This window comes from Arcobacter sp. F2176, from assembly GCF_004116465.1.
Lineage (GTDB): Bacteria > Campylobacterota > Campylobacteria > Campylobacterales > Arcobacteraceae > Arcobacter > Arcobacter siniprincipis.
Map to the genome: position 1 here is coordinate 1 of NZ_PDJV01000022.1, position 21434 is coordinate 21434.

The window sequence follows — 21434 nt, forward strand, 5'->3', positions numbered from 1 at the left end:
GATTTTACTAGCTGCTTCATATCCATCTGTACAGTTTTCTACAAAAAAACCTCTATTTTCTAGTGAGAGTTTTATGATTTTATTAAGTGAATAGTCATCTTCTAGTAAAAATATTTTCATTTTAAGAGCCTTTATTTATAAGGTTTTTTGGAAATATATATCTAAATGTTGTAAATTCATTTGAAAGTATTTCTATGTTTATATCATAATTTTCACAAATTGACTTTACGATATTTAGTCCTAGTCCAAGACCTATGTTTTTTACTTTTTCTTGATAATATTTTTCAAAAATTAAAGAGGTATCTTGTATTTTTATTCCTTCATTTATTACTTCTACTTGATAGTTTTTGAGAGCAATTACTACTGTTGTATTTTCAAATGAGTATTTTATGGCATTTGAAAGTGTATTATCAATTATTCTCTCGAACTCATATTCATCTATTGAAATTTCAAATTCATCACTTATCTCTAAGTCCAAAATGATATTTTTTGTTTTTGCAATCTCATCAAAAAAGATTATTCTTGAAGATAAAAAGTTTACAAGATTTATCACTTTTATTTGTTTTTGCATAGTTTGTTTTTTTGTTAAATAGTAAAGGTCATTATAAATAGAAGAGAGAGATTTTGATGAAGCTTTTATGGCTTCAAATTGTTCTTTTGGTCCTAATTGTCGCTCCAAATTATCTACATTTAGTGAAATAATACTAAGTGGAGTATTCATCTCATGGATTATTTTTTTTAAGAAAAAATCTTGTTGTTGAAGAAGGCTTAAAATAGTTTGATTATTTTCAAAAATCTTAAGTTGAGTCTTTATTCTAGCAAGTACTTCTTCCTTTTCAAAGGGTTTAGTAATATAATCAACTCCACCTTGTTCGAAAGCTTTTACTTTTATTTCTATATCATCAATGGCACTTATGAAAATAATAGGAATATCTTTTAATTTATCCTTTTCTTTAAATAATTTACAAACTTCAAAGCCATCAATATTTGGCATTTTAATATCAAGTAAGATTAAATCAGGAGGATAACTTTCTGACGAAGTTAAAGCAAAACTAGGATCAGTAGTGGCTCTAATATTATAATCATAAACTTTTAGTATGCTATTTAGATAATGAAGATTTTCATTTTTATCATCTATGATTAATATTGTATATTTTTTATGCATCAATTATCTCATTTTATATTGCTTTGTTGATAAGATTATAGAGTAAAAGATATAAAATCAAAATGAGGCACCTCCTTGAATCTAAAAAAACTCTTTATGTTACTTTTTATATTAAATACTATTTCTTTTATTAGTGTTGCAGTTGTCATAAATAAATACCAAAACTCTACAGTAAAACTAGAAAATGCCTATCAACTACAATACAAATCACTTATCCTTGCCCATGAGCTAAGACAAAGTAGTGATGACCTGACAAGGATGGCAAGAACTTATGTGATTACTGGAAATCCATTATTTGAAGAACAATATAAAACAGTATTGGATATAAGGAATGGGAAAAAGAATAGACCCAAAAGATATAATGGAATATTTTGGGATTTTTATACTTTAGATGGTACAAAGCCTATTTTAGATGGTGAAAAAGTTCCTTTAAGAGATCTTATGAAAAGGGCAAACTTCCCAGATGAAGAGTTAAATTTACTTTTTGCTTCACAAAATGAATCGGATGATTTAACAAACCTTGAACACAAAGCCATGAATGCAGTTAAAGGAATCTTTGAAGATGAAAATGGAAATTTTACTATAAAAGGAAAACCTGATTTTAAACTAGCAAGGGAACTTATGCACTCAGATGAGTATCACAAAGCAAAAATAAGAATTATGCAACCTTTGGATAACTTCTATAAAGCCTTTGAAAAAAGAACCCAAGAAAGAGTAAATGATGAGAGAAAGACCGTAAAACAACAAGAGTTTTATGTAAATGTGATAGTTCTTTTTTCAGTTATTTTTTTCTTGATGTCATTTTTTATAATTTTATTTAGAATCATTTACCCAATAGATTTATTAAGAGTTGCCATGTTAAAACTTTCATCAAATGATATGAGTGTGGAGTTGGATAAGAACAAGTATGATGATGAAGTGGGCGACATGATAGGTTCTGTTTCTATTTTCAAAGAAAATACTAAAAAACTAATAGAGAGTGAACACCAAATCAAACTTGCCATGGAAGAAGCAAAAAGTGCAAATAAAGCAAAATCTATATTTCTAGCAAGAATGAGTCATGAACTTCGAACTCCCCTAAATGCTATACTTGGATTTTCAAATATTTTAAAAAAATCTATGAATGCTACACAAGAAGAAAAAAACAATTTAAATATAATCAAAAGAAGTGGAGAACATCTTTTAAATATCATAAATGAAATTTTAGAATTATCAAAAATCGAAGCTGGAAAAATAGAAATTATTCCAAAAGTTTTTAATCTAAAAGAGTTAATAGAAGATATTAATTCAATTTTTGCCTTTAGATGTAAAGAAAAGGGCTTGGAGTTTAAAATTGTTTTAGATGATAATCTACCTGAAGTTGTAAAAATGGATGATTTAAGACTTCGGCAAATACTTATAAATCTCTTAAGTAATAGTTTGAAATTTACAAATGAAGGTGAAATATCACTATATTTATATGAAAAGAGCCAAAAACTATTTTTTGAAATAAAAGATAGTGGAATAGGTATTGATAATAAAGATTTAAAAAGAATATTTAAACCCTTTGAGCAAATTAAACATGAAGATTATAATAAAAATGGAACAGGATTGGGACTATCTATTACAAAAGAGTTAGTAACTTTAATGAATGGTTCTATTTATGCAAAAAGTAAAGTTAATCTTGGAACAGAGTTTTATTTTAGTGTTGATTATAAAAATGCAAATAGTAGTGATATTGATGCTCAGTTAAAATTAAAAGATATTATAGGAATAGAAAAGAATAAAAATAAAAAAACTATTCTTGTAGTTGATGATATTGAAGTAAATAGAAATCTATTAACACAAATATTAACTTCCCATGGCTTTGAAGTATTTCAAGCAAGTAGTGGATATGAGGCCATTGAACTTTTTGAAAAGCAAGAGTTTAATCTTATTTTTATGGATATAAAAATGAGTGGCTTAGATGGCTTAGAAACTATAAAGCTTATAAGAAAAGATGAAAAAGACAAAAATATACCAATAGTTGCAGTATCTGCAAATGTATTTAATGAAGATAAAGAAATAGCAATACAAAGTGGAGCAGATGGATTTTTAGCAAAACCAGTTGATGAAAAAGAGTTATTAATTATTTTGGCAAAGTATTTTAATTTGAAATTAAAATATTTAGAAAATAATGAAGAAAAAGCTGATATTTTTGAAAGAATATCAAAACTTGATAAAAAGTTTTTTATAAAACTAAATGAATTCGCTTTATTAATGGACTCTTCTAGTATTGAGCAGTTTTTAGAAAATAGTGATATTGAAAATGATTTAAAACTATATTTAAAAGAACTTGTGGAAAACTTCAAATATAAAGAGATAAGTGAAATCTGTATAAAAAATATACAGTAAACTTTTTAACTTTACAAAAAAACAACACTTAAACAACACTTCTATTTTATACTTCCCTTAGTAGTCAAAGAGACTAAATCTAAAGGAGAATAAATGAAAAGTAGATTCACAAAAGTTTTAGCTGCATCAGCAATTGTAACTATGAGTATGATGGCTCAAGCTGCTGATACAATCAAAGTTGGTGTTTTACACTCACTATCTGGAACAATGGCGATTTCAGAAACAACTTTAAAAGATACAGTTTTAATGCTTATTGATGAGCAAAATAAAAAAGGTGGTTTATTAGGTAAAAAAATAGAACCAGTTGTAGTTGACCCTGCATCAAACTGGCCACTGTTTGCTGAAAAGATGAGAGGACTTTTAACTAAAGATAAAGTTGATGTTACATTTGGTTGTTGGACATCAGTTTCTAGAAAATCAGTTCTTCCAGTTGTTGAAGAGTTAAATGGTTTACTTTTTTATCCTGTTCAATATGAGGGTGAAGAGTCTAGCAAAAATGTATTTTATACAGGTGCTGCGCCTAACCAACAAGCAATTCCTGCAGTTGATTATCTTATGAACGATATGGGTGTTAAAAGATGGGTTTTAGCTGGTACTGATTATGTATATCCAAGAACTACAAATAAAATCTTAGAAGCATACTTAAAATCAAAAGGTGTTAAATCATCTGATATTATGATTAACTATACTCCATTTGGACACTCTGATTGGCAAAGTATTGTAAGTGAAATCAAAAAATTCGGAAGCGCTGGTAAAAAAACTGCTGTTGTATCTACAATCAATGGTGATGCAAATGTTCCTTTTTATAAAGAATTAGGTAACCAAGGTATTACATCTTCATCTATTCCAGTTATTGCATTCTCTGTTGGAGAAGAAGAGCTATCAGGACTTGATACTAAACCTTTAGTTGGTCATTTAGCTGCATGGAATTATTTTGAAAGTGTTTCTACTCCAGAAAATGACAAATTTATTTCAACTTGGCATAAATATATTAAAGATGATAAAAGAGTTACAAATGACCCAATGGAAGCTACTTACATCGGATTTAATTTATGGGTAAAAGCTGTTGAAAAAGCTGGAACTACAAATGTTGATAAAGTAAGAGAGGCAATCGTTGGATTATCTGTTCCAAATCTTACTGGTGGAACTGCAACTATGCTTAAAAATCACCATATTACAAAACCTGTTTTAATCGGTGAGATTCAAGAAGATGGCCAATTTGAAACTGTATGGCAAACTGAAAAAGAAGTTCCAGGTGATGCTTGGTCAAACTACTTACCAGGAAGTAAAGACTTAATCTCAGATTGGACTAAACCAATCAATTGTGGAAACTATAACACTAAAACTAAAAAGTGTATGGGTGCTAACTAACAAAATTAAAATATGAGAGTTCAACTCTCATATTTCTTTGCTCTACATAATAAATGAAAGGTAATCATGAAAATCTTAAAAATAATATTGCTTAATTTATTAATTTTATCTTCACTAATTGCTTCAGATCTTCAAAGTGATTCACAAGAACTTTTGACAAATAGTTATTCTAAAAAAGAAATAGTTATATTAGATTTAACTAAAAAGTATAAAAGTGAAAAAAAGTTTGAGTACTTATTACAAAAACTTTTAGCAGGAGATTTATATTATACAAAAAGTGATAAACAAATTGTATTTTTAAAAGAGAAAAAAGAGAATAACTATCATACAGTTGATGTTTTTTCTGGCGAGAAGTTAAGTGAAGCTTCAAAATATGATTTTAAAAAAGTTAAAATCAATAATAAATTAAGAAATATTATAAAAGCATCTTTGGCAAAAATAAATCTTTTTTCTACTGATGAAGATAAAAGATTAAATTCTGCTAAAAATTTATTAAAAAACCTAAAACTTGATGATAAGGAGATTATCATTGAGGCTTTACAAAGTGAAAAATCCTCAAATATTAGAGATATTTTAGATGAGGCAAATACTATTTTAATTGCTCAATATGGAACTGCTGAAGAAAAATATAAAGCTGTAGATAAACTTGGAGGTTTTATTTCATCTAAAACTCTTGCAACACTAAAAGATGTACTTAATAATAGTGAAGATGAAAAACTAAAAACAATAGCTGAATCTTCACTTGATATAGTTGAGATAAAAAAGAGTATTTATTCATTTATCGAAACTGCATTTTTTGGACTTAGTATGGGTTCTGTTTTACTTTTAGCAGCTATTGGCTTAGCAATTACCTTTGGTGTTATGAAAGTAATCAATATGGCGCATGGTGAACTTATTATGATAGGTGCTTATACCACATATACGATTCAACAACTTTTCCCAAATCTCATTGAATACTCTGTGATTATCGCAATTCCTGCTGCTTTTATAGTAAGTGGAATTGTGGGAATCATAATAGAAAGATTGGTGATAAGACATCTTTATGGAAGACCTCTTGAAACACTACTTGCAACTTTTGGGGTAAGTTTGATTTTACAACAGTTAGTGCGAACAATATATTCACCACTTAATCAAGAAGTAAAAACTCCTTCATGGATGAGTGGAGCTTGGGAAGTAAATAGTTCACTGTTTCTTACATACAATAGATTATATATCGTGATATTTTCTGTAATGGTATTTTTAGCGATTTTGTATGTTATGAAAAAGACTTCTTTAGGGTTAAAAGTAAGAGCTGTTTCACAAAATAGACCAATTGCAAGAGCTATGGGTATAAAATCAAGTTTTATAGATGCAGCTACTTTTGGAATAGGTTCAGGAATAGCAGGAGTTGCAGGGGTTGCCCTATCTCAACTTACAAATGTGGGACCAAATCTAGGACAAGCTTATATTGTGGATAGTTTTATGGTTGTTGTATTTGGTGGAGTTGGAAATCTATGGGGAACTTTAATAGCAGCCCTTACTTTAGGTGAAATTAACAAGTTTATTGAGCCAATTTCAGGAGCAGTGTTAGCAAAAGTTATTATCTTAGTATTTATTATTTTATTTATACAAAAAAGACCTAGAGGATTATTTCCTCAAAAAGGTCGAGATGCACAGGATTAAGGGGAAAATGATGAAACAAAGTGAAATCCTGCTTGCAGGTAAAAATAAATCAATAATTTTTAAAATTTTGGAAAATGACAAAGGTGGGAAGATAGTTTTATCAACTCTTGCAGTTGTAGTATTTGTAGTATCATTTTGTAATTTATTTGTACCAAGTAGTTCAGCATTTTATATCTCAACTTTTACAGTTACGATTTTAGGTAAATATTTAGCATTTGCTCTTTTAGCACTTGCATTAGATTTAGTGTGGGGATATTTAGGGGTTTTAAGCCTTGGTCATGGAGCATTTTTTGCCCTTGGTGGATATGGGTTTGCTATGTATCTTATGCGTCAAATAGGTGATAGAGGAGTTTATGGGAATCCTGATTTACCAGATTTTATGGTATTTATGAACTTAAAAGAGTTACCATGGTTTTGGTATGGATTTGATAATCCTTTGTTTACTTTTATAATGATTATGCTCGTACCTGCAATCTTAGCTTTTGTTTTTGGCTGGTTTGCTTTTAAATCAAGAGTTACAGGAGTTTATCTTTCAATCATAACTCAAGCAATGACTTATGCACTTATGTTAGCATTTTTTAGAAATGATATGGGCTTTGGTGGAAATAATGGGTTGACAGATTTTAAAGATATTTTAGGATTTGATTTACAAGCGGATACGACAAGAGTAGGACTTCTTATAATTACTTTTTTAGCTTTGACTTTGGGATATTTGATTTGTAGATTTATTATCAACTCAAGATTAGGTCGTGTAATTATATCTATTAGAGATGAAGAGAGTAGGGTGAGATTTATTGGATATAAAGTTGAACAATACAAAGTATTTATATTTGTAGTTTCAGCAATACTTGCAGGAATAGCAGGAGCACTTTATGTTCCACAAGTGGGCATCATAAATCCAGGAGTTTTCTCACCACTATTTTCTATTGAACTTGTTATTTGGGTAGCAATAGGTGGAAGAGGAACTTTATATGGTGCAATCATTGGAGCAATTATTGTAAATTTTGCAAGTACATATTTTACCTCTGCACTTCCAGAAGTTTGGTTATATGCTTTAGGTGGATTGTTTGTGCTTGTAACTTTATATCTTCCACAAGGTGTAGTTGGACTTATAAGTAAAATCAATGGAAAACTTGGAAAGGCTAAATAATGAATCTATTAAGACATGAAAATGAACAAAATATTGGTAATCTTAAAATTGGAGATAGAATATTATTAGTTGATGGCGTTAGTGTTAGTTTTGATGGATTTAAAGCCTTAAATAACTTAAGTTTTTCCATAAACTATGGGGAACTTAGATGTATCATTGGAGCCAATGGTGCAGGAAAATCTACTATGATGGATGTGGTTACAGGAAAAACTAGACCTGATGAGGGAGAAGTTGTATTTGGTAATGCCGTAAATTTATTAGAACTAGATGAACCAACAATTTCTGAAATAGGTATTGGGAGAAAATTCCAAAAACCAACAGTATTTCAAAATCATTCAGTTTTCGAAAATTTAGAGTTAGCAATGAAAGATGATAAAAGATTTTTTAAAACACTTTTTTCGAAACTAGGAAGTGAGCAAAAAGACAAAATAGAAGAGACTATGAAATTAATTGGTCTAAAAGAGCTTTACAATATGGATGCTGGTATTTTATCTCACGGTCAAAAACAGTGGCTTGAAATAGGTATGCTTATCATGCAAGAGCCAAAGTTACTTCTAGTAGATGAACCCGTTGCAGGAATGACACCACAAGAGGTGGACAAAACAGCAGAGATTTTGACAAGTTTATCAAAAGAAAATGCTGTAGTTGTGGTTGAACATGATATGGAGTTTATACGAAGTATCGCTTCAAAAGTAACTGTGCTACATGAGGGTTCTGTTTTGGCAGAAGGTAATATGGATGCGATACAGAACAATGAAAAAGTGCGAAAAGTATATTTAGGAGAATAAAAATTCAAATTATGCCACTATTACGGCGTTGAAAACTTTTGATTTACTTATAGTAAACCTTCAAGTTTCCGCCTTGTACTAGCAACATACTTTGAATTTTTTTTAATTGAAGGGAAACAGATGTTAAAAATAGAAAATATAAATCAATTTTATGGTCAAAGTCATACCCTTTGGGATTTGAATTTAGAGATTAAAAAGGGTCGTTGTACTTGTCTTATGGGAAGAAATGGAGTTGGTAAAACAACACTTAGTAAAGTTATTATGGGTTTACTTCCTATTCGTGATGGGCAAATCATTTATGATGGACAAGATATTTCAAAACTACCAGATCACAAACGGGCAAGTATTGCAATAGGTTATGTTCCTCAAGGAAGAGAGATATTTTCACAACTAAGTGTCCTAGAAAACTTGCAAATTGGAGTTTTGGCAAATAGAAATAAAATCTTAAAAGTTCCAGAAAAGATATATGAACTTTTCCCAGTACTTAAAGATATGCAAAAAAGAAAAGGTGGGGATTTATCAGGAGGTCAACAACAACAACTTGCAATCGCCCGAGCACTTTGTATTGATCCAAAGTTTTTAATTCTTGATGAGCCAAGTGAAGGGATACAACCAAATATTGTAGCTCAAATTGGGGAAGTAATTGATTATCTTACAAAAGAAGAAGATATGACAGTTTTACTTGTGGAACAAAAGCTTCCATTTGCCAGACGACATGGTGATGATTTTTATGTAGTAGATAGGGGAAGTGTAGTTGCACAAGGAGAGATTGGGCAACTTAGTGATGAGATTATTCGGAAGTATATGTCGGTTTAGATTTTTTCTTTTTTTTCCCAACTTTTTAGTTGGGAGTATTCTTATATAATAAACATTAATTTTATTAAATTTATTGTACCATCAATGAAAATTAATTTGGAATAAAATATGAAAGATTTTTTTGGAACAAAGTTTCTTAATATTGCAGGAACATTTTTCCTTCCACTTGGTGCAATACTTGGGATTATACATTTCTTTGGATGAATTAAATAGTGAAAAATCTTATTATTTTATTATTAGTACTTATTTTCTTTAATGGCTGTGAGAATAAAGAAAAGAAAAATGAAAAAACTATCGGAAAGCCTCCATTTATTATAAAATCTGAAAATAAAATAAAAGGGGACAAATACCATTTTTTAAATATCTTTTACAGATAAAAGCCTATATTCAATCTCATAACCTTTATATTCTTGTACTAATTTTTGAGATTTTAAAACTAAATCATTATAACTTAGTCGTTTTTCATTTAGTTTTACTTCACAAATAAGAAGTTTTTTATCTATATCATCAATAGCGACTATATCTATTTCATTTTGATTATTTCGTTCCCAATATGAACCAATAGTTGTAAAAGTTTGTTTCTCTTTTAATAGTTCAACAAAAAGCTTTTCAAGGAATTTTCCTTTAAAAGTTGAAATATCTCTATAAATAATCTTTTTTAATCTATCAAAATTTTCAGCTTCGATAAGTGATTGGTATTTAAAAATAAATCTAAACCAAAAAGCTAAAAAGTTATCTACTATTTCATATTTTTGAATTTTTGAGTTTGGTTTTGCATTTATTGGTTTGATTGATTTTATGATGTTATAGTCCTTTTCAAGTCGTGATAAATGTCCTGAAATGTTTTTCTCTAAGATAGATTCTATTTCACTTCTTGAAGTTTTTGAATCAGAGATAAGTGCAAGAATTGAAAAATATGTTCCTATTCTTTTCCAAACTCTTCTATAAGTCTATTTTTACCCTCTTCTAAAAACATTGAGTTTGGGTCAATTATTGTATCTATCATTGATTTTAAATCAAAACTACTATTTAAAATAAATAGTTCAATATATTTTGCAACTCCACCTGTTAAAAGGAAAAAATCTAGTAAGTTTTCATTTGAATATGAGTTGTAGTCTTTTAAAATCTCTTTTAATACACTAACTTTCAAAGGTTTTAAATCTACTTTAAAATCACATCTTCCAAAAAGTGGCTCTTTATTATCTTCATAGATTTTTTTCATTAGTGAATAAACAGAACCACAAGTTATAAGATGAATATTTGTTTTATCTTTATTTAAATCCCAAAGTTTTTGCATAGATGAATAAATTGATTCATTTATTCTAAAAAACTCTTGAAATTCATCAATTATAAGTGTAAATGATTTTGTTTTTCCAAGCTCTAAAATATATTCAAAAAGTTCTTCAAATTTTGTAACTTTTCCAAAAATCTTAACTTCTAACTTATCAACTATTTCGTTACAGAACTCTTCACAAAGCAGTTGTTCATTTTTTTTAGAAACAAAAAAATATAAAACCTTTTCATTTGAATAATTTTGTAAAACAAGAGTTGTTTTTCCAACTCTTCTTCTACCTATTAACATTGTCATTATTGATTTTTGAGATTTTAATATATCTGCTTTTTTTAGAACTTCAAGCTCTTTTTCTCTATTGTAAAATTTCATTATAAAAACCTTTGTTATGATAACCTGTGTTATTATAACAAAATTATTCTAATTTTTGAAGAAAAAAGGGACAGTCGCCACCTTTAAATTCATATTTAAGAAGTGTTGCTTTAGTGTTGTTTTTTCAAAAGTCAAGAGCCTAAATCTATATATAATTTATACAGCTAAAGAAAAAGTAATCTCTATTTTTGTGATAAAATATTATGAATTAAAGCACAATTTTAGGAAAAAAATGAATATAAAATTTAAGTTTGAAAATAATAAGTTTTCTTTAGATAAATTAGAACTTCCCTCAAGATACTACTATTTTCAAAATGAAGAGAATTATATAAAGCTCTTAAATATTGGAGAGGGAATATTTCCCAAAGATAAAATAAGAACATCATTTAAACTTGATAACTCAAACCTAATTCTAACAACTGAATCAGCTACAAAAATCTATCCATCTAAAAAAGAGTATGGAATAAACAAAATAGATATAAGATTAGAAAATAGTTCAAACCTAGAGTTTCTAAATGATGAACTTATTTTATACAAAGACTCAAAATATATTCAGTTTTTTAATTTAAAGTGTGATGATAGTTCAACATTTTTTTATTCAGATATATTAAGTCGTGGAAGAAGTTTCGAGGACTTTGTTTTCTCAAAGATGTTAATAAAAAACAGTTTTTCATGTGAGAGTAAACTTGAATACATAGAAAAGTTTGATGTGTGTGGTGATGAGCTTAAAGATTATATTTATAGAAAAAGCAGTGATAATTTTATTTTTGCAAAAATATATATTAAAATAAAAGAAAATGACAATCTAATAAAAAATATACAGCAAAATGGCTTTGAATCTTTTTCTTTTAGTCATAATAAAAGAATTATTATTGGAGTAATTAGTTCAAACAGTATGTCAGAGCTTAAATCAAAAGTTATGTATATCTGGGAACTTTATAGAAATGATTTAAATAAAAAGAAATTTAGTCTAGGAAAACAATAAATTAACTGGAGGTAAGAGATGTTTCTAACAAATCGTGAACAAGAAAGATTGATGATTTATACAGCTTCAAAATTGGCACTTGAGCGAAAAGAAAAAGGTTTAAAGCTAAACTATCCAGAAGCTGTTGCAATTTTGAGTTCATATATTCTTGAAGGTGCAAGGGAAGGTAAAACTGTAGCACAACTTATGGTTGATGCTACAAAGGTTTTAGGTGAAGATGATGTTATGGATGGAATTGCCTCTATGATGCATATGGTTCAAATAGAAGCTACCTTTGATGATGGTACAAAACTCGTTACAGTTCACAATCCTATTACTACAAGTAAAAAAGCAAAAATAGAACCGGGTGAATATTTTGTAAGTGAAGGTGAAATAGCTCTAAATGAAAATAAAAAAATTGCCACAATACAAGTAGAAAACAAGGGCGATAGACCAGTGCAAATTGGATCACACTATCACTTTTTTGAAGTTAATAAGGAACTTGCCTTTGATAGAGTAAAAGCTTATGGAAAAAGACTTGATGTTCCAGCAGGAACTTCAGTACGATTTGAGCCAGGTTCAATAAAAGAGATAAATCTAATAGATTTTAGTGGAAAAAGATATATGAGTGGATTTAATGGTTTGGTTGAGGGATTTTTAGATGATGTTCCAACAAAAGAAAATGCCATGAAAAATTTAGAAAAGTTCCTAGGAGTATAAGATGAAAATATCAAAAGAAAAATATGCTTCAATGTATGGACCAACGACTGGTGATAGATTTAGACTCGCTGATACATCTTTAATAGCTAAGATAGAAAAAGATTATACAACTTATGGAGAAGAGAGTAAGTTTGGTGGTGGTAAAACAGTAAGAGATGGTATGGCACAAAGTCCAACTGCTGTAGATGTTGCTGATTTGATTATTACAAATGCTGTTATTATTGATTATACAGGTATTTACAAAGCTGATATAGGTATCAAAGATGGAATAATATCGGCTATTGGAAAATCTGGAAATCCAAACCTTTGTGATGGTATTACAGAAGGTTTAGAAATAGGTGCAAATACAGAAATATTGTCTGCTGAGGGTAAAATCATAACTGCTGGTGGTATAGATTCTCATATTCATTTTATAAGCCCTGGTCAAATTGATGTTGCACTAGCTAGTGGAGTTACTACTATGGTAGGTGGGGGAACTGGCCCAAATACAGGAACAAATGCCACAACTTGTACTCCAGGGGAGTGGAATATAGGTAAGATGATACAAAGTGTTGATAACTTACCACTTAACTTTGGTTTTATGGGAAAAGGAAATAGTTCTTGTAAAGAGGCTTTAGAGGTTCAAATAAAAGCTGGAGCTATGGGACTAAAACTGCATGAGGATTGGGGAAGTACTCCAAAGGCTATTGATACTTGTTTAAGTGTTGCAGATGAGTATGATGTGCAAGTTGCTATTCATACAGATACATTAAATGAATCAGGATTTGTAGATAATACTGTTGATTCTTTTAAAGATAGAACAATACATACCTTTCATAGTGAAGGAGCAGGTGGGGGACATGCCCCTGATATTATGAAAGTGGCTGGTTTAGCAAATGTCTTACCATCAAGTACTAATCCAACTCTACCATATACAAAAAATACAATAGAAGAACATCTTGATATGCTTATGGTTTGTCACCATTTAAGTCCAAAGATTCCAGAAGATGTAAGTTTTGCAGAGAGTCGTATTAGAGGCAAGACAATTGCAGCTGAAGATGTGTTACATGACTTGGGAGCTATTAGTATCACAAGTAGCGATTCACAAGCTATGGGAAGAGTAGGGGAAGTACTTACAAGAACTTGGCAAGTGGCTGATTCTATGAAAAAACAAAGAGGTGCTTTACTTGGAGATGATGAGTTAAGTGATAATAATAGAATTAAAAGATACATCGCAAAATATACAATAAATCCAGCAATTGCTTGTGGAATAGATGAGTATGTGGGAAGTATTGAAGTTGGTAAAATGGCTGACTTAGTTTTATGGAATAGAGCATTTTTTGGAGTGAAACCTGAAATTATCATCAAAGGTGGATTTATAGCACTTAGTATGATGGGTGATTCAAATGCTTCAATTCCAACACCAGAACCAAATATGTATAGACCTATGTTTGGAAGTTTGGGAAAAGCAACTGCAAAAACAAGTGTTATTTTTACTTCTAAAGTAGCTTTAGATAGTGGCATTAGAGAAAAGTTAGAAATTGACAAATCTATGTTAGCAGTGAAAAATACAAGAAATATTGGTAAAAAAGATATGAAATTAAATGATTTTATTGGAGATATTGAAGTTAATCCAGAAACTTATGATGTAACAGTAAATGGAGAGTTAATAGAATCAAACTATGTTTCAGTAGTACCAATGGCAAAAAAATATTTTATGTTCTAGGAGGAAAGTTTGGAAAATTGCATGATAAAAAAAGTTGCAAAGATAAGTAAGGATATTGATGCAACTGATGAGGTTGAGCTATCTTGGTTTGATATGCAAAAACCAAATTTAACAGGGGTTAGTAAAAGTGGTATAAATTTTGTAGTAAAAGTAAAGTTTACTCATTTACATGAAAATGATATTTTAATATGTGAAGATGGTTATGCTATCAAAGTAAAACGAAGTGTTGATGAGGTTTTTGTTTTAGAGTTCTCAGATGCTTTAGTTTTTGCAAAAACAGCATATGAAATAGGAAACAGACATCAACCCATAATGATAGAAGATTATAAAATTACACTCTTAGATGATATTTCTATAGGTGATATTATAAAAGATTGTTATACAAATGAGAATATTAATGTAGAAAAAACAAAAGGGTACTTTAAACCAAATGGTAAAGCACATCACTCGCACTAATCTTAAATCTTTAAGTAGATTTTTGCAAATACTTGATGGAACTTTTCCCTCTGGTATGTTTGTGCACTCTTTTGGTTTAGAGCCTCATATTGTAAAAGAAGTGGTTTATGATGAAAAGAGTTTGAAAATTTATTTAAAAAACTTAATCATAGATCAATATTCAAAGATGGAGTTTGTTTATATCAAAAAAGTCTATAAAGCTTTAGAAAATGATAAATTAAATCTAATAAAAAAACTTGATAATGAGTATGGTTCATATTTGACTTATGAATATGCAAAAGCTTCAAAAGATATTGGTGAAAACTATTTTGCCCAAATTAAAAGTTTGCCCACAAAAGATATAGTAAAAAACTATTTTTTAAATATAGATAATAAAACTTGTGAAGCAAATGAAATCATAGTTTTAAGTGCTCTATCTTTTGACTTGGATATTTGTATGGAAGATTTTATTGTAATGTGGACTAAAAAAAATCTTATAAATATAGCAGCAACGACACTTAAAATATCCAGAATAAAACCCTCTCAAATACAAAAAATGCTTTTTGAATTTGATGAAATATTAGAGAATATTCTTTTTGAAGATATTGATAAAAAGATTACAAACTTTAATCCTCTTTTTGAAGAAGTCATTTTTTCTCACAAGAATTTAGAACCAAAGATGTTTATAACGTAAAGGAAAATAAGAAATGAGTTTAAAAATAGGAATAGCAGGACCAGTAGGAAGTGGGAAGACTTCACTAATAGAAAGTCTTACAAACATACTAAAAGATAAATATTCACTAGCAATCGTGACAAATGATATATATACAACAGAAGATGCAAACTATTTAAAAAGAACACTTGATTTAGATGAGAATAGAATCACAGGTGTTGAAACAGGTGGTTGTCCTCATACTGCCATTCGTGATGATATTTCTATGAATCAAAAAGCTGTACGAGAACTTGAAAAAAAGTTTAATCCAGATATAACATTTGTGGAAAGTGGAGGAGATAATTTAAGTGCAACTTTTTCTTATGAGTTGATTGATTATTATATGTATGTAATAGATGTGGCACAAGGGGCTGATATTCCTCGTAAAAAAGGTGCAGGATTACTTTTTTCTGATTTACTTGTAGTAAATAAAACTGACTTAGCTGTTTATGTTGGAGTTGATTTAGTATCTATGAAAAGTGATGTGGAAAATAATAGAAAAAATAAACCCTCAGTTTTTATTTCAAATAAAGATGAAAAAAGTTTAGTTCAAGTTATTTCTTGGATAGAGGCTTTATTATAAAAGGTAAATAAAGAAATATCTTTATTTACCTTTTTTATCAGTTAATAGTGAAATATTAAATAGCTCATGTTTTTGAAGTAAATCTAAAATCTTAATAACTCTTTCATATTTTACTTCTTTGTCTATTCTAAAGATAATATTTCTTTGCTTGTCTTTTATTTTACTTATCTCTTCTTCAAGATTAGATATTGAAACTTCTTTTCCGTAAATTGCTAATTTTCCTCTATCAAGTTCAATTATAATTTCTTTTTGTTTTAGTTCTATCTCTTTTGCACTTGAGGTTGGCAGATTTAAAACTAAGGCTAATTCATCTTTTTTAAAAACAGAAGATACAATAAAGAATATTAAAAGAATAAAAACAACATCAATAAGAGGCGTAATATCAGGAGTTAAAATCTCTCTTTTTTTCATATTCTTTTTAGAACCTCTTTTTGAATTTTTAGTTCAATATCATCTAATATTCCAATAATATAGTTGTACCCAATATAATGTGGAATAGCCACAATTAAACCTGCAACTGTTGTAATAAGAGCTACTGATATACCACTTGAGAAAACAGATGGATCACCCAAACCACTTTTAGTAATAGAGTCAAATGAGTTTAAAACCCCAATAACTGTTCCTAAAAGACCTAAAAGAGGAGCAATTGATGCAATTATTTTTACAGTATTTAATCCAAACTCTAATTTTCTTATTCTTCTATTTATTACATTTTCAACAGACTCTTTCTCAAATGAGCTGTTTGTAGTTTTTACAAAAGCTAATATATCTTGTACAATTTTTTCTTTTCCAGCTCTTGAAGATAGAATAACTACTAATTTCCAAAACATTATTGTAAATCCAATAATATTTAAAAAAATTAGAATGTATACTATAACTCCACCTCTATCAATGTAACTCATTAAATCAATACCCATGTATTTTAACTCCTAATAATTTGATATAAAACTGGAACTGTAATATTCCAAGAACTTTTATTTAGTTCTTGAGGAATTGGTTCAAAATGTTTTATTTTGTTTATAATTTCCATTGCTGCATTGTTTAATCTTTTGTATTTTGACTTTTCCATTATTTTGATATTTACAATATCTCCATTTTTTGCAATGGTAAAGTTTAAGTATACTTTTCCTGTTTGATTAAGTCTTTTTGCACTATTTGGATATATTTTATTTTTTTCTATTAATTCTTTTAATTTTAATAAATATTCATTCTCTATAGCTTTTAATTTATCTAAATCAATGTTTATAGTTTTATTTTTAGTTTTTTGTTGAACTTTATGTTCAACAATCTTTTCTTTAAAAGTTTTTTCAGGTTCTTTTTTATGAACAAGTTTTTTTATTGGTTTTTCTTTTTTAATAAACTTCTTTTTCTTTGTGTGTTTGATAATATTTTTACTTTTTGTTTTGTGAAGCTTTTTTCTTACGACTTCTTTTTTCTTAACTTCTTTTTTGACTTCAACTTTTTTAACTTCTTGTTTTTTTATTACTATCTTGTTTAATTTTATTTGCGTAGCAGAATTTGTAGGTTTTGGTGCTATAATTTTATTTTCCTCTGTATGTAATTGGGCAAATAAATAAATATGAGTACAAATAACAAGTATAAATATTGATAATAGACTTTTCTTTTTTTCCATTTGAGGATATTAACATAATATTGATAATGATTATCTTAATTATTGTTTAAATTGTTTAATTTTAAATTGTTATATGAAAATTTGCTCCATTATTATGATTAAATACTTCTATCTTGCCCTTAAAATGAGATTCGATTATCATTTTTGACATATAAAGTCCTATACCACTTCCTTTTTGTTTTGTTGTAAAATATGGGTCAAATAAACATTCTAGGTATTTTTCTTCTATCCCTCCCGCATTATCCTCTATTGTTGTTATTATTGATTCATTTTCAATTTTGAGAATTATTTTGATTTTTGGGTTTTGGATTTTTCTTGATATTAAAACATCTTTTGCATTTGTTATAATATTTAGTATTACTTGAGCATATTCATTTTCATAGGCTAATATTTGTTTGTCATTTTTTATAATAAATTCATATTCTATTTTATTCTCTTGCAATAATGGTTTCATTATGTCCATTACATTATTTATTGAATGACTGATAAAAAATAGATTTTTCTCTTTATTTATTTTGTAAAAATCTCTAAAATTATCAATAGTTTTTGACATAAAATTTAATTGTATTTTTGATTCTTCTATTTTTTCTTTTAAATATTTTGTATCGATATAATCATTTTTAATAGATAATTGTAAATTCATATTAATAAATCCTAAATGAGCAAGAGGTTGTCTCCATTGATGTGCAATATTATTAATCATTTCTCCCATGGAAGAGAGTTTATTATTATGAATTAAAAGTTTTTCTTTTTTATTTTTGTCTTCAATAATCTTTTTTAAAGTATATCCAAGTGCAAAACTAAATATTAATGATTCTATGGGTGTAACTAGATGAATAGTATAAATTGGACTTATAGAAATCAATTGATAAGAATTTAACACTAAAAAAAGAAAGACAAAAGACCAACCTAAAATATAAAAAGAAGAGATATAATTACCTTTATAGAGTGAAATAATACCTGCTACAATGGGAATAAAAAAACAAACATAAAAATGCATATATTCATACAATACGGACTCTTTATATATAAGTATAGCAAAAAGATCAAGTACATTTAAAACAATAAAAATGATGAAAATAATATTGAAAATAGGCATTTGTTTTTTTGCATTTAATATGTCTTTTGCAAAAAGAAGAGTAAATAAAAAGGCACTGGTTTCAAAAATATCAGTAATTGCTTGTTCTAAAACAGTTGGAAAAGATTTGTAACTTAAATAAACAAAAGCTATTAGGCTCAATAAAACAAATAATTGCATTAAAGAATAATATAAAAAATACTTTATGCGAGTGGAAAAGAATATTATTAAATAATATAAAAATGCACAAAATATTATTCCATAAGCAGTGCCATAAACAAATGTTTCATAATTAAATATATAATTATATTCAAATGAATTAATAACATTATATCTAAAGTCTAATCTTCCCTTTTTTTTATATTTATAATTTAAATATATTATATCTTTTGTATTTTTATCTAGTTTTATTACTAATATTTTATTTATTATTTCATATTTTGCATTTGTGTATACAAGATTTTCTAAGTTTGAAACTACTGTTAAATAAAATACTTGATCTTTTAATTCTATTTTATTAATTAAATCTATTTTTTCTTCATTTAAAATATCACGAGGATATACTAATGTTCCTATATATATATCTAATGGTTTAAAATATATGACAGCAACTGCTTTTAAAAATACATTATCCCTAAGATTTGGCTTTTTAAAATAATATTGAGTAAATCCAATTTTTTCATTATTTGATAAACTATTAAATAATTTTAAGCCTATTTTTTTATTATCTGTATCAAAATAATCATTTAAGTTTTTTCCAATTAAGTCTTTTTCAGGATGGGCAAGGATAGTTCCTGCTTTATCAAAAATAAAATAATAACTCTTATCTTTGTTATATGTTAAAATTGAAAGCCTACTTTTTAGTACATTTATTAAACTCTTTTTTGATAAACTTTTATTCTTTTTATATGTATTTTTAGCAACTCTTAATGCAATTATAATTTTTTCTTCTAATTGGCTTTTAACTTTTTTATTAACTTTATTGTTATCTATTTTTATTATATTATTTATATTATGAACTTTGTTATATATCAGATTTTTCTTTTCTTCAAAAAACTCGGCTTTTTTATTTTTTATTTGATTTTCTAACTGTTTCTTAGTAATATGTATATTATAAATAGTAATACTTGTGATGAGAAAAATTATAATTATTATTGGTAAAAATATAATTTCAAAAATATAATTATTTTGCTTTTGCATGATATCCCTTGTGTTGAGACAATATTACAAAAAATAATAGAAATAATAACTTAATTATATATTAGCCATTAGATAATACAATAAAATATTAACCAACATTTCAATTCATTTTTGATATATTTACTATTCAAAATATTAACAAAGGATTACTATGCAAATAGAAATGTCACCTGAAGTTGTTCTATCACAATTAGGTTATTCAAAAAGTGAAAGTGCACTAAAGCAAGCAGAAGTTATGATAAAAAATACAAAAGATTTTGAAAAGTTTGCAAAACATATTATTAGTTTAAATGACCATTTAAAAAAAATGAATGCTTATGTAGGGTTTTCAAATAAAACAGAATACTTAAAAATTAAGTGTGATGAAAATGATTCAGATGAAATTCTAAAAGAATTTCATAATGAAGTTTCACATTGGGCTGACAAATATGGGGTAAAAGTTCAACAAATAAGTGAAAGACCAATTTATTATATTTTAGGTGTAAATAACTAAAATATTTTCTTATAAGTATGACAATATGGCACCTTTTGGTGTCTGTCATAATAATTTTGATGATATTCTTCTGCTTCATAAAAAGTTGATGCTTCGTATAATGCAGTAGCCACTTTGTACCCTTTACTTTCTAACTCATCTATTATTTCCAAAGATTTTTCTCTTTGCTCATCATTTTTATAAAATATTGCAGATAAATATTGACTACCTATGTCAGGACCTTGACCATTGGCTTGAGTGAAATCATGAATTTCAAAAAAGTATTTGACTAACTGTTCAAAAGTGACTACTTTCTTATCATACTCTATTTTTACTGTTTCTAAATGTCCCGTTGTACCAGTACAAACACTTTGGTAATCAGGATGAAGTGTATCTCCACCCATATATCCAGAAACTGCACTATAAACACCTTTTAAGTGTTCAAAATGATATTCTACACCCCAAAAACAACCTGCTGCAAAATAACATATTGCTTGGTCTTCGTTTGTTTTATTTATATAATCAAAATTTAATGAAATAGAATTTACACAATGTCTTGTATTTTTTGATGTAAAACCTTCACCTTCAAATACATGACCTAAATGAGCACCACAGTTTGCACAAACAATTTCTGTTCTTCTTCCATCACTATCTTGAACTCTTTTTACAGTTCCAAAATCATCATCAAAACTTGGCCAACCACAACTTGAGTTAAATTTACTATCAGATGAATACAACTTTGTATCACATTTTTTACATTTATAAATACCATCCGAATAAAAATCATTATATTTACCAGAAAAAGGTCTCTCTGTTCCTTTATTTTCTATTACTCTTATTTCTTCTTCAGTTAATTTATTAAATGACATTTTATATCCTATAATTTATAATTTCTGAAATTCTATCTAAAGAAAAAAAGTTCTTTAATAAATTATAAATATAGT

At 27.6% G+C, this 21434-nt stretch carries 21 protein-coding genes; 13 read left to right on the top strand and 8 right to left on the bottom strand.

What is annotated here, in order from left to right; translation table 11 throughout:
- Window positions 1–121: 121 nt before the first annotated feature.
- On the bottom strand, window positions 122–1165 hold the full coding sequence (locus tag CRU95_RS14215) for a hybrid sensor histidine kinase/response regulator (protein ID WP_129101783.1): 1044 nt from the start codon (window positions 1163–1165) through the stop codon (window positions 122–124).
- A 96-nt stretch (window positions 1166–1261) separates the two neighbouring features.
- On the opposite strand from CRU95_RS14215, the gene CRU95_RS14220 reads away from it, so the two are divergent.
- From CRU95_RS14220 to urtE, 6 genes are all read left to right on the top strand, one after another.
- A complete protein-coding gene (locus CRU95_RS14220) occupies window positions 1262–3538 on the top strand; it encodes a response regulator (RefSeq protein ID WP_258238730.1) in 2277 nt (758 codons plus the stop codon).
- Between the two features lie 93 nt (window positions 3539–3631).
- Complete coding sequence (gene urtA, locus CRU95_RS14225; RefSeq protein WP_129101785.1) at window positions 3632–4909, top strand: urea ABC transporter substrate-binding protein; 1278 nt, start codon at window positions 3632–3634, stop codon at window positions 4907–4909.
- A gap of 66 nt (window positions 4910–4975) precedes the next feature.
- Complete coding sequence (gene urtB / locus CRU95_RS14230) at window positions 4976–6571, top strand: urea ABC transporter permease subunit UrtB (protein ID WP_129101786.1); 1596 nt, start codon at window positions 4976–4978, stop codon at window positions 6569–6571.
- 10 nt (window positions 6572–6581) lie between these two features.
- A complete protein-coding gene (urtC, locus tag CRU95_RS14235; RefSeq protein ID WP_129101787.1) occupies window positions 6582–7721 on the top strand; it encodes an urea ABC transporter permease subunit UrtC in 1140 nt (379 codons plus the stop codon).
- The gene (gene urtD / locus CRU95_RS14240) at window positions 7721–8509 is read left to right on the top strand and encodes an urea ABC transporter ATP-binding protein UrtD (protein ID WP_129101788.1); all 789 of its coding nucleotides are present in this window, start codon (window positions 7721–7723) and stop codon (window positions 8507–8509) included. Before urtC ends, urtD begins: the two co-directional genes overlap by 1 nt.
- Window positions 8510–8629: 120 nt before the next feature.
- A complete protein-coding gene (gene urtE / locus CRU95_RS14245) occupies window positions 8630–9325 on the top strand; it encodes an urea ABC transporter ATP-binding subunit UrtE (RefSeq protein WP_129101789.1) in 696 nt (231 codons plus the stop codon).
- A 356-nt stretch (window positions 9326–9681) separates the two neighbouring features.
- Here the strand turns inward: urtE and CRU95_RS16920 are convergent, their stop codons facing one another.
- Both CRU95_RS16920 and CRU95_RS16855 read right to left on the bottom strand, forming a co-directional pair.
- Window positions 9682–10251, bottom strand: a complete 570-nt coding sequence (locus CRU95_RS16920; protein WP_309109226.1) for a DUF234 domain-containing protein — start codon at window positions 10249–10251, stop codon at window positions 9682–9684.
- On the bottom strand, window positions 10248–10988 hold the full coding sequence (locus CRU95_RS16855; RefSeq protein ID WP_258238731.1) for an ATP-binding protein: 741 nt from the start codon (window positions 10986–10988) through the stop codon (window positions 10248–10250). The genes CRU95_RS16920 and CRU95_RS16855 overlap by 4 nt, the downstream gene beginning before the upstream one ends.
- Window positions 10989–11220: 232 nt before the next feature.
- On the opposite strand from CRU95_RS16855, the gene CRU95_RS14255 reads away from it, so the two are divergent.
- From CRU95_RS14255 to ureG, 6 genes are read left to right on the top strand one after another with little or no spacing between them, the layout of a single operon-like run.
- The gene (locus CRU95_RS14255; RefSeq protein WP_129101790.1) at window positions 11221–11973 is read left to right on the top strand and encodes an urease accessory protein UreD; all 753 of its coding nucleotides are present in this window, start codon (window positions 11221–11223) and stop codon (window positions 11971–11973) included.
- 18 nt (window positions 11974–11991) lie between these two features.
- Window positions 11992–12672 carry an urease subunit gamma gene (locus tag CRU95_RS14260; protein WP_129101791.1) on the top strand — a complete coding sequence of 227 codons (681 nt, stop codon included), beginning with the start codon at window positions 11992–11994 and terminating at the stop codon, window positions 12670–12672.
- A 1-nt stretch (window position 12673) separates the two neighbouring features.
- Window positions 12674–14377: an urease subunit alpha gene (ureC, locus tag CRU95_RS14265; protein ID WP_129101792.1), complete on the top strand. Its 1704-nt coding sequence runs from the start codon at window positions 12674–12676 to the stop codon at window positions 14375–14377.
- A gap of 9 nt (window positions 14378–14386) precedes the next feature.
- Entirely contained in the window at window positions 14387–14833 is a 447-nt protein-coding gene (locus tag CRU95_RS14270; RefSeq protein WP_129101793.1) for an urease accessory protein UreE, read from the top strand.
- Window positions 14808–15506: an urease accessory protein UreF gene (locus CRU95_RS14275; protein WP_129101794.1), complete on the top strand. Its 699-nt coding sequence runs from the start codon at window positions 14808–14810 to the stop codon at window positions 15504–15506. The genes CRU95_RS14270 and CRU95_RS14275 overlap by 26 nt, the downstream gene beginning before the upstream one ends.
- 13 nt (window positions 15507–15519) lie before the next feature.
- Complete coding sequence (gene ureG / locus CRU95_RS14280) at window positions 15520–16107, top strand: urease accessory protein UreG (RefSeq protein WP_129101795.1); 588 nt, start codon at window positions 15520–15522, stop codon at window positions 16105–16107.
- 21 nt (window positions 16108–16128) lie between these two features.
- Here the strand turns inward: ureG and CRU95_RS14285 are convergent, their stop codons facing one another.
- The 4 genes from CRU95_RS14285 to CRU95_RS14300 all read right to left on the bottom strand — a co-directional run bounded on the left by CRU95_RS14285 (window position 16129) and on the right by CRU95_RS14300 (window position 20018).
- The gene (locus tag CRU95_RS14285; protein ID WP_129101796.1) at window positions 16129–16518 is read right to left on the bottom strand and encodes a biopolymer transporter ExbD; all 390 of its coding nucleotides are present in this window, start codon (window positions 16516–16518) and stop codon (window positions 16129–16131) included.
- Complete coding sequence (locus CRU95_RS14290; RefSeq protein ID WP_129101797.1) at window positions 16515–17024, bottom strand: MotA/TolQ/ExbB proton channel family protein; 510 nt, start codon at window positions 17022–17024, stop codon at window positions 16515–16517. The genes CRU95_RS14285 and CRU95_RS14290 overlap by 4 nt, the downstream gene beginning before the upstream one ends.
- Window positions 17025–17029: 5 nt before the next feature.
- On the bottom strand, window positions 17030–17740 hold the full coding sequence (locus CRU95_RS14295) for an energy transducer TonB (RefSeq protein WP_129101798.1): 711 nt from the start codon (window positions 17738–17740) through the stop codon (window positions 17030–17032).
- 61 nt (window positions 17741–17801) lie between these two features.
- Entirely contained in the window at window positions 17802–20018 is a 2217-nt protein-coding gene (locus CRU95_RS14300) for a cache domain-containing protein (protein WP_129101799.1), read from the bottom strand.
- Between the two features lie 151 nt (window positions 20019–20169).
- Between CRU95_RS14300 and CRU95_RS14305 the strand changes: the two genes are divergently transcribed.
- Window positions 20170–20511, top strand: coding sequence for a hypothetical protein (locus tag CRU95_RS14305; protein ID WP_129101800.1), 342 nt, complete (start codon window positions 20170–20172; stop codon window positions 20509–20511).
- Here CRU95_RS14305 and CRU95_RS14310 read toward each other — a convergent pair.
- Entirely contained in the window at window positions 20508–21359 is an 852-nt protein-coding gene (locus tag CRU95_RS14310) for a bifunctional methionine sulfoxide reductase B/A protein (RefSeq protein WP_129101801.1), read from the bottom strand. The two genes, CRU95_RS14305 and CRU95_RS14310, sit on opposite strands and share 4 nt — an antisense overlap.
- Window positions 21360–21434 lie beyond the last annotated feature (75 nt).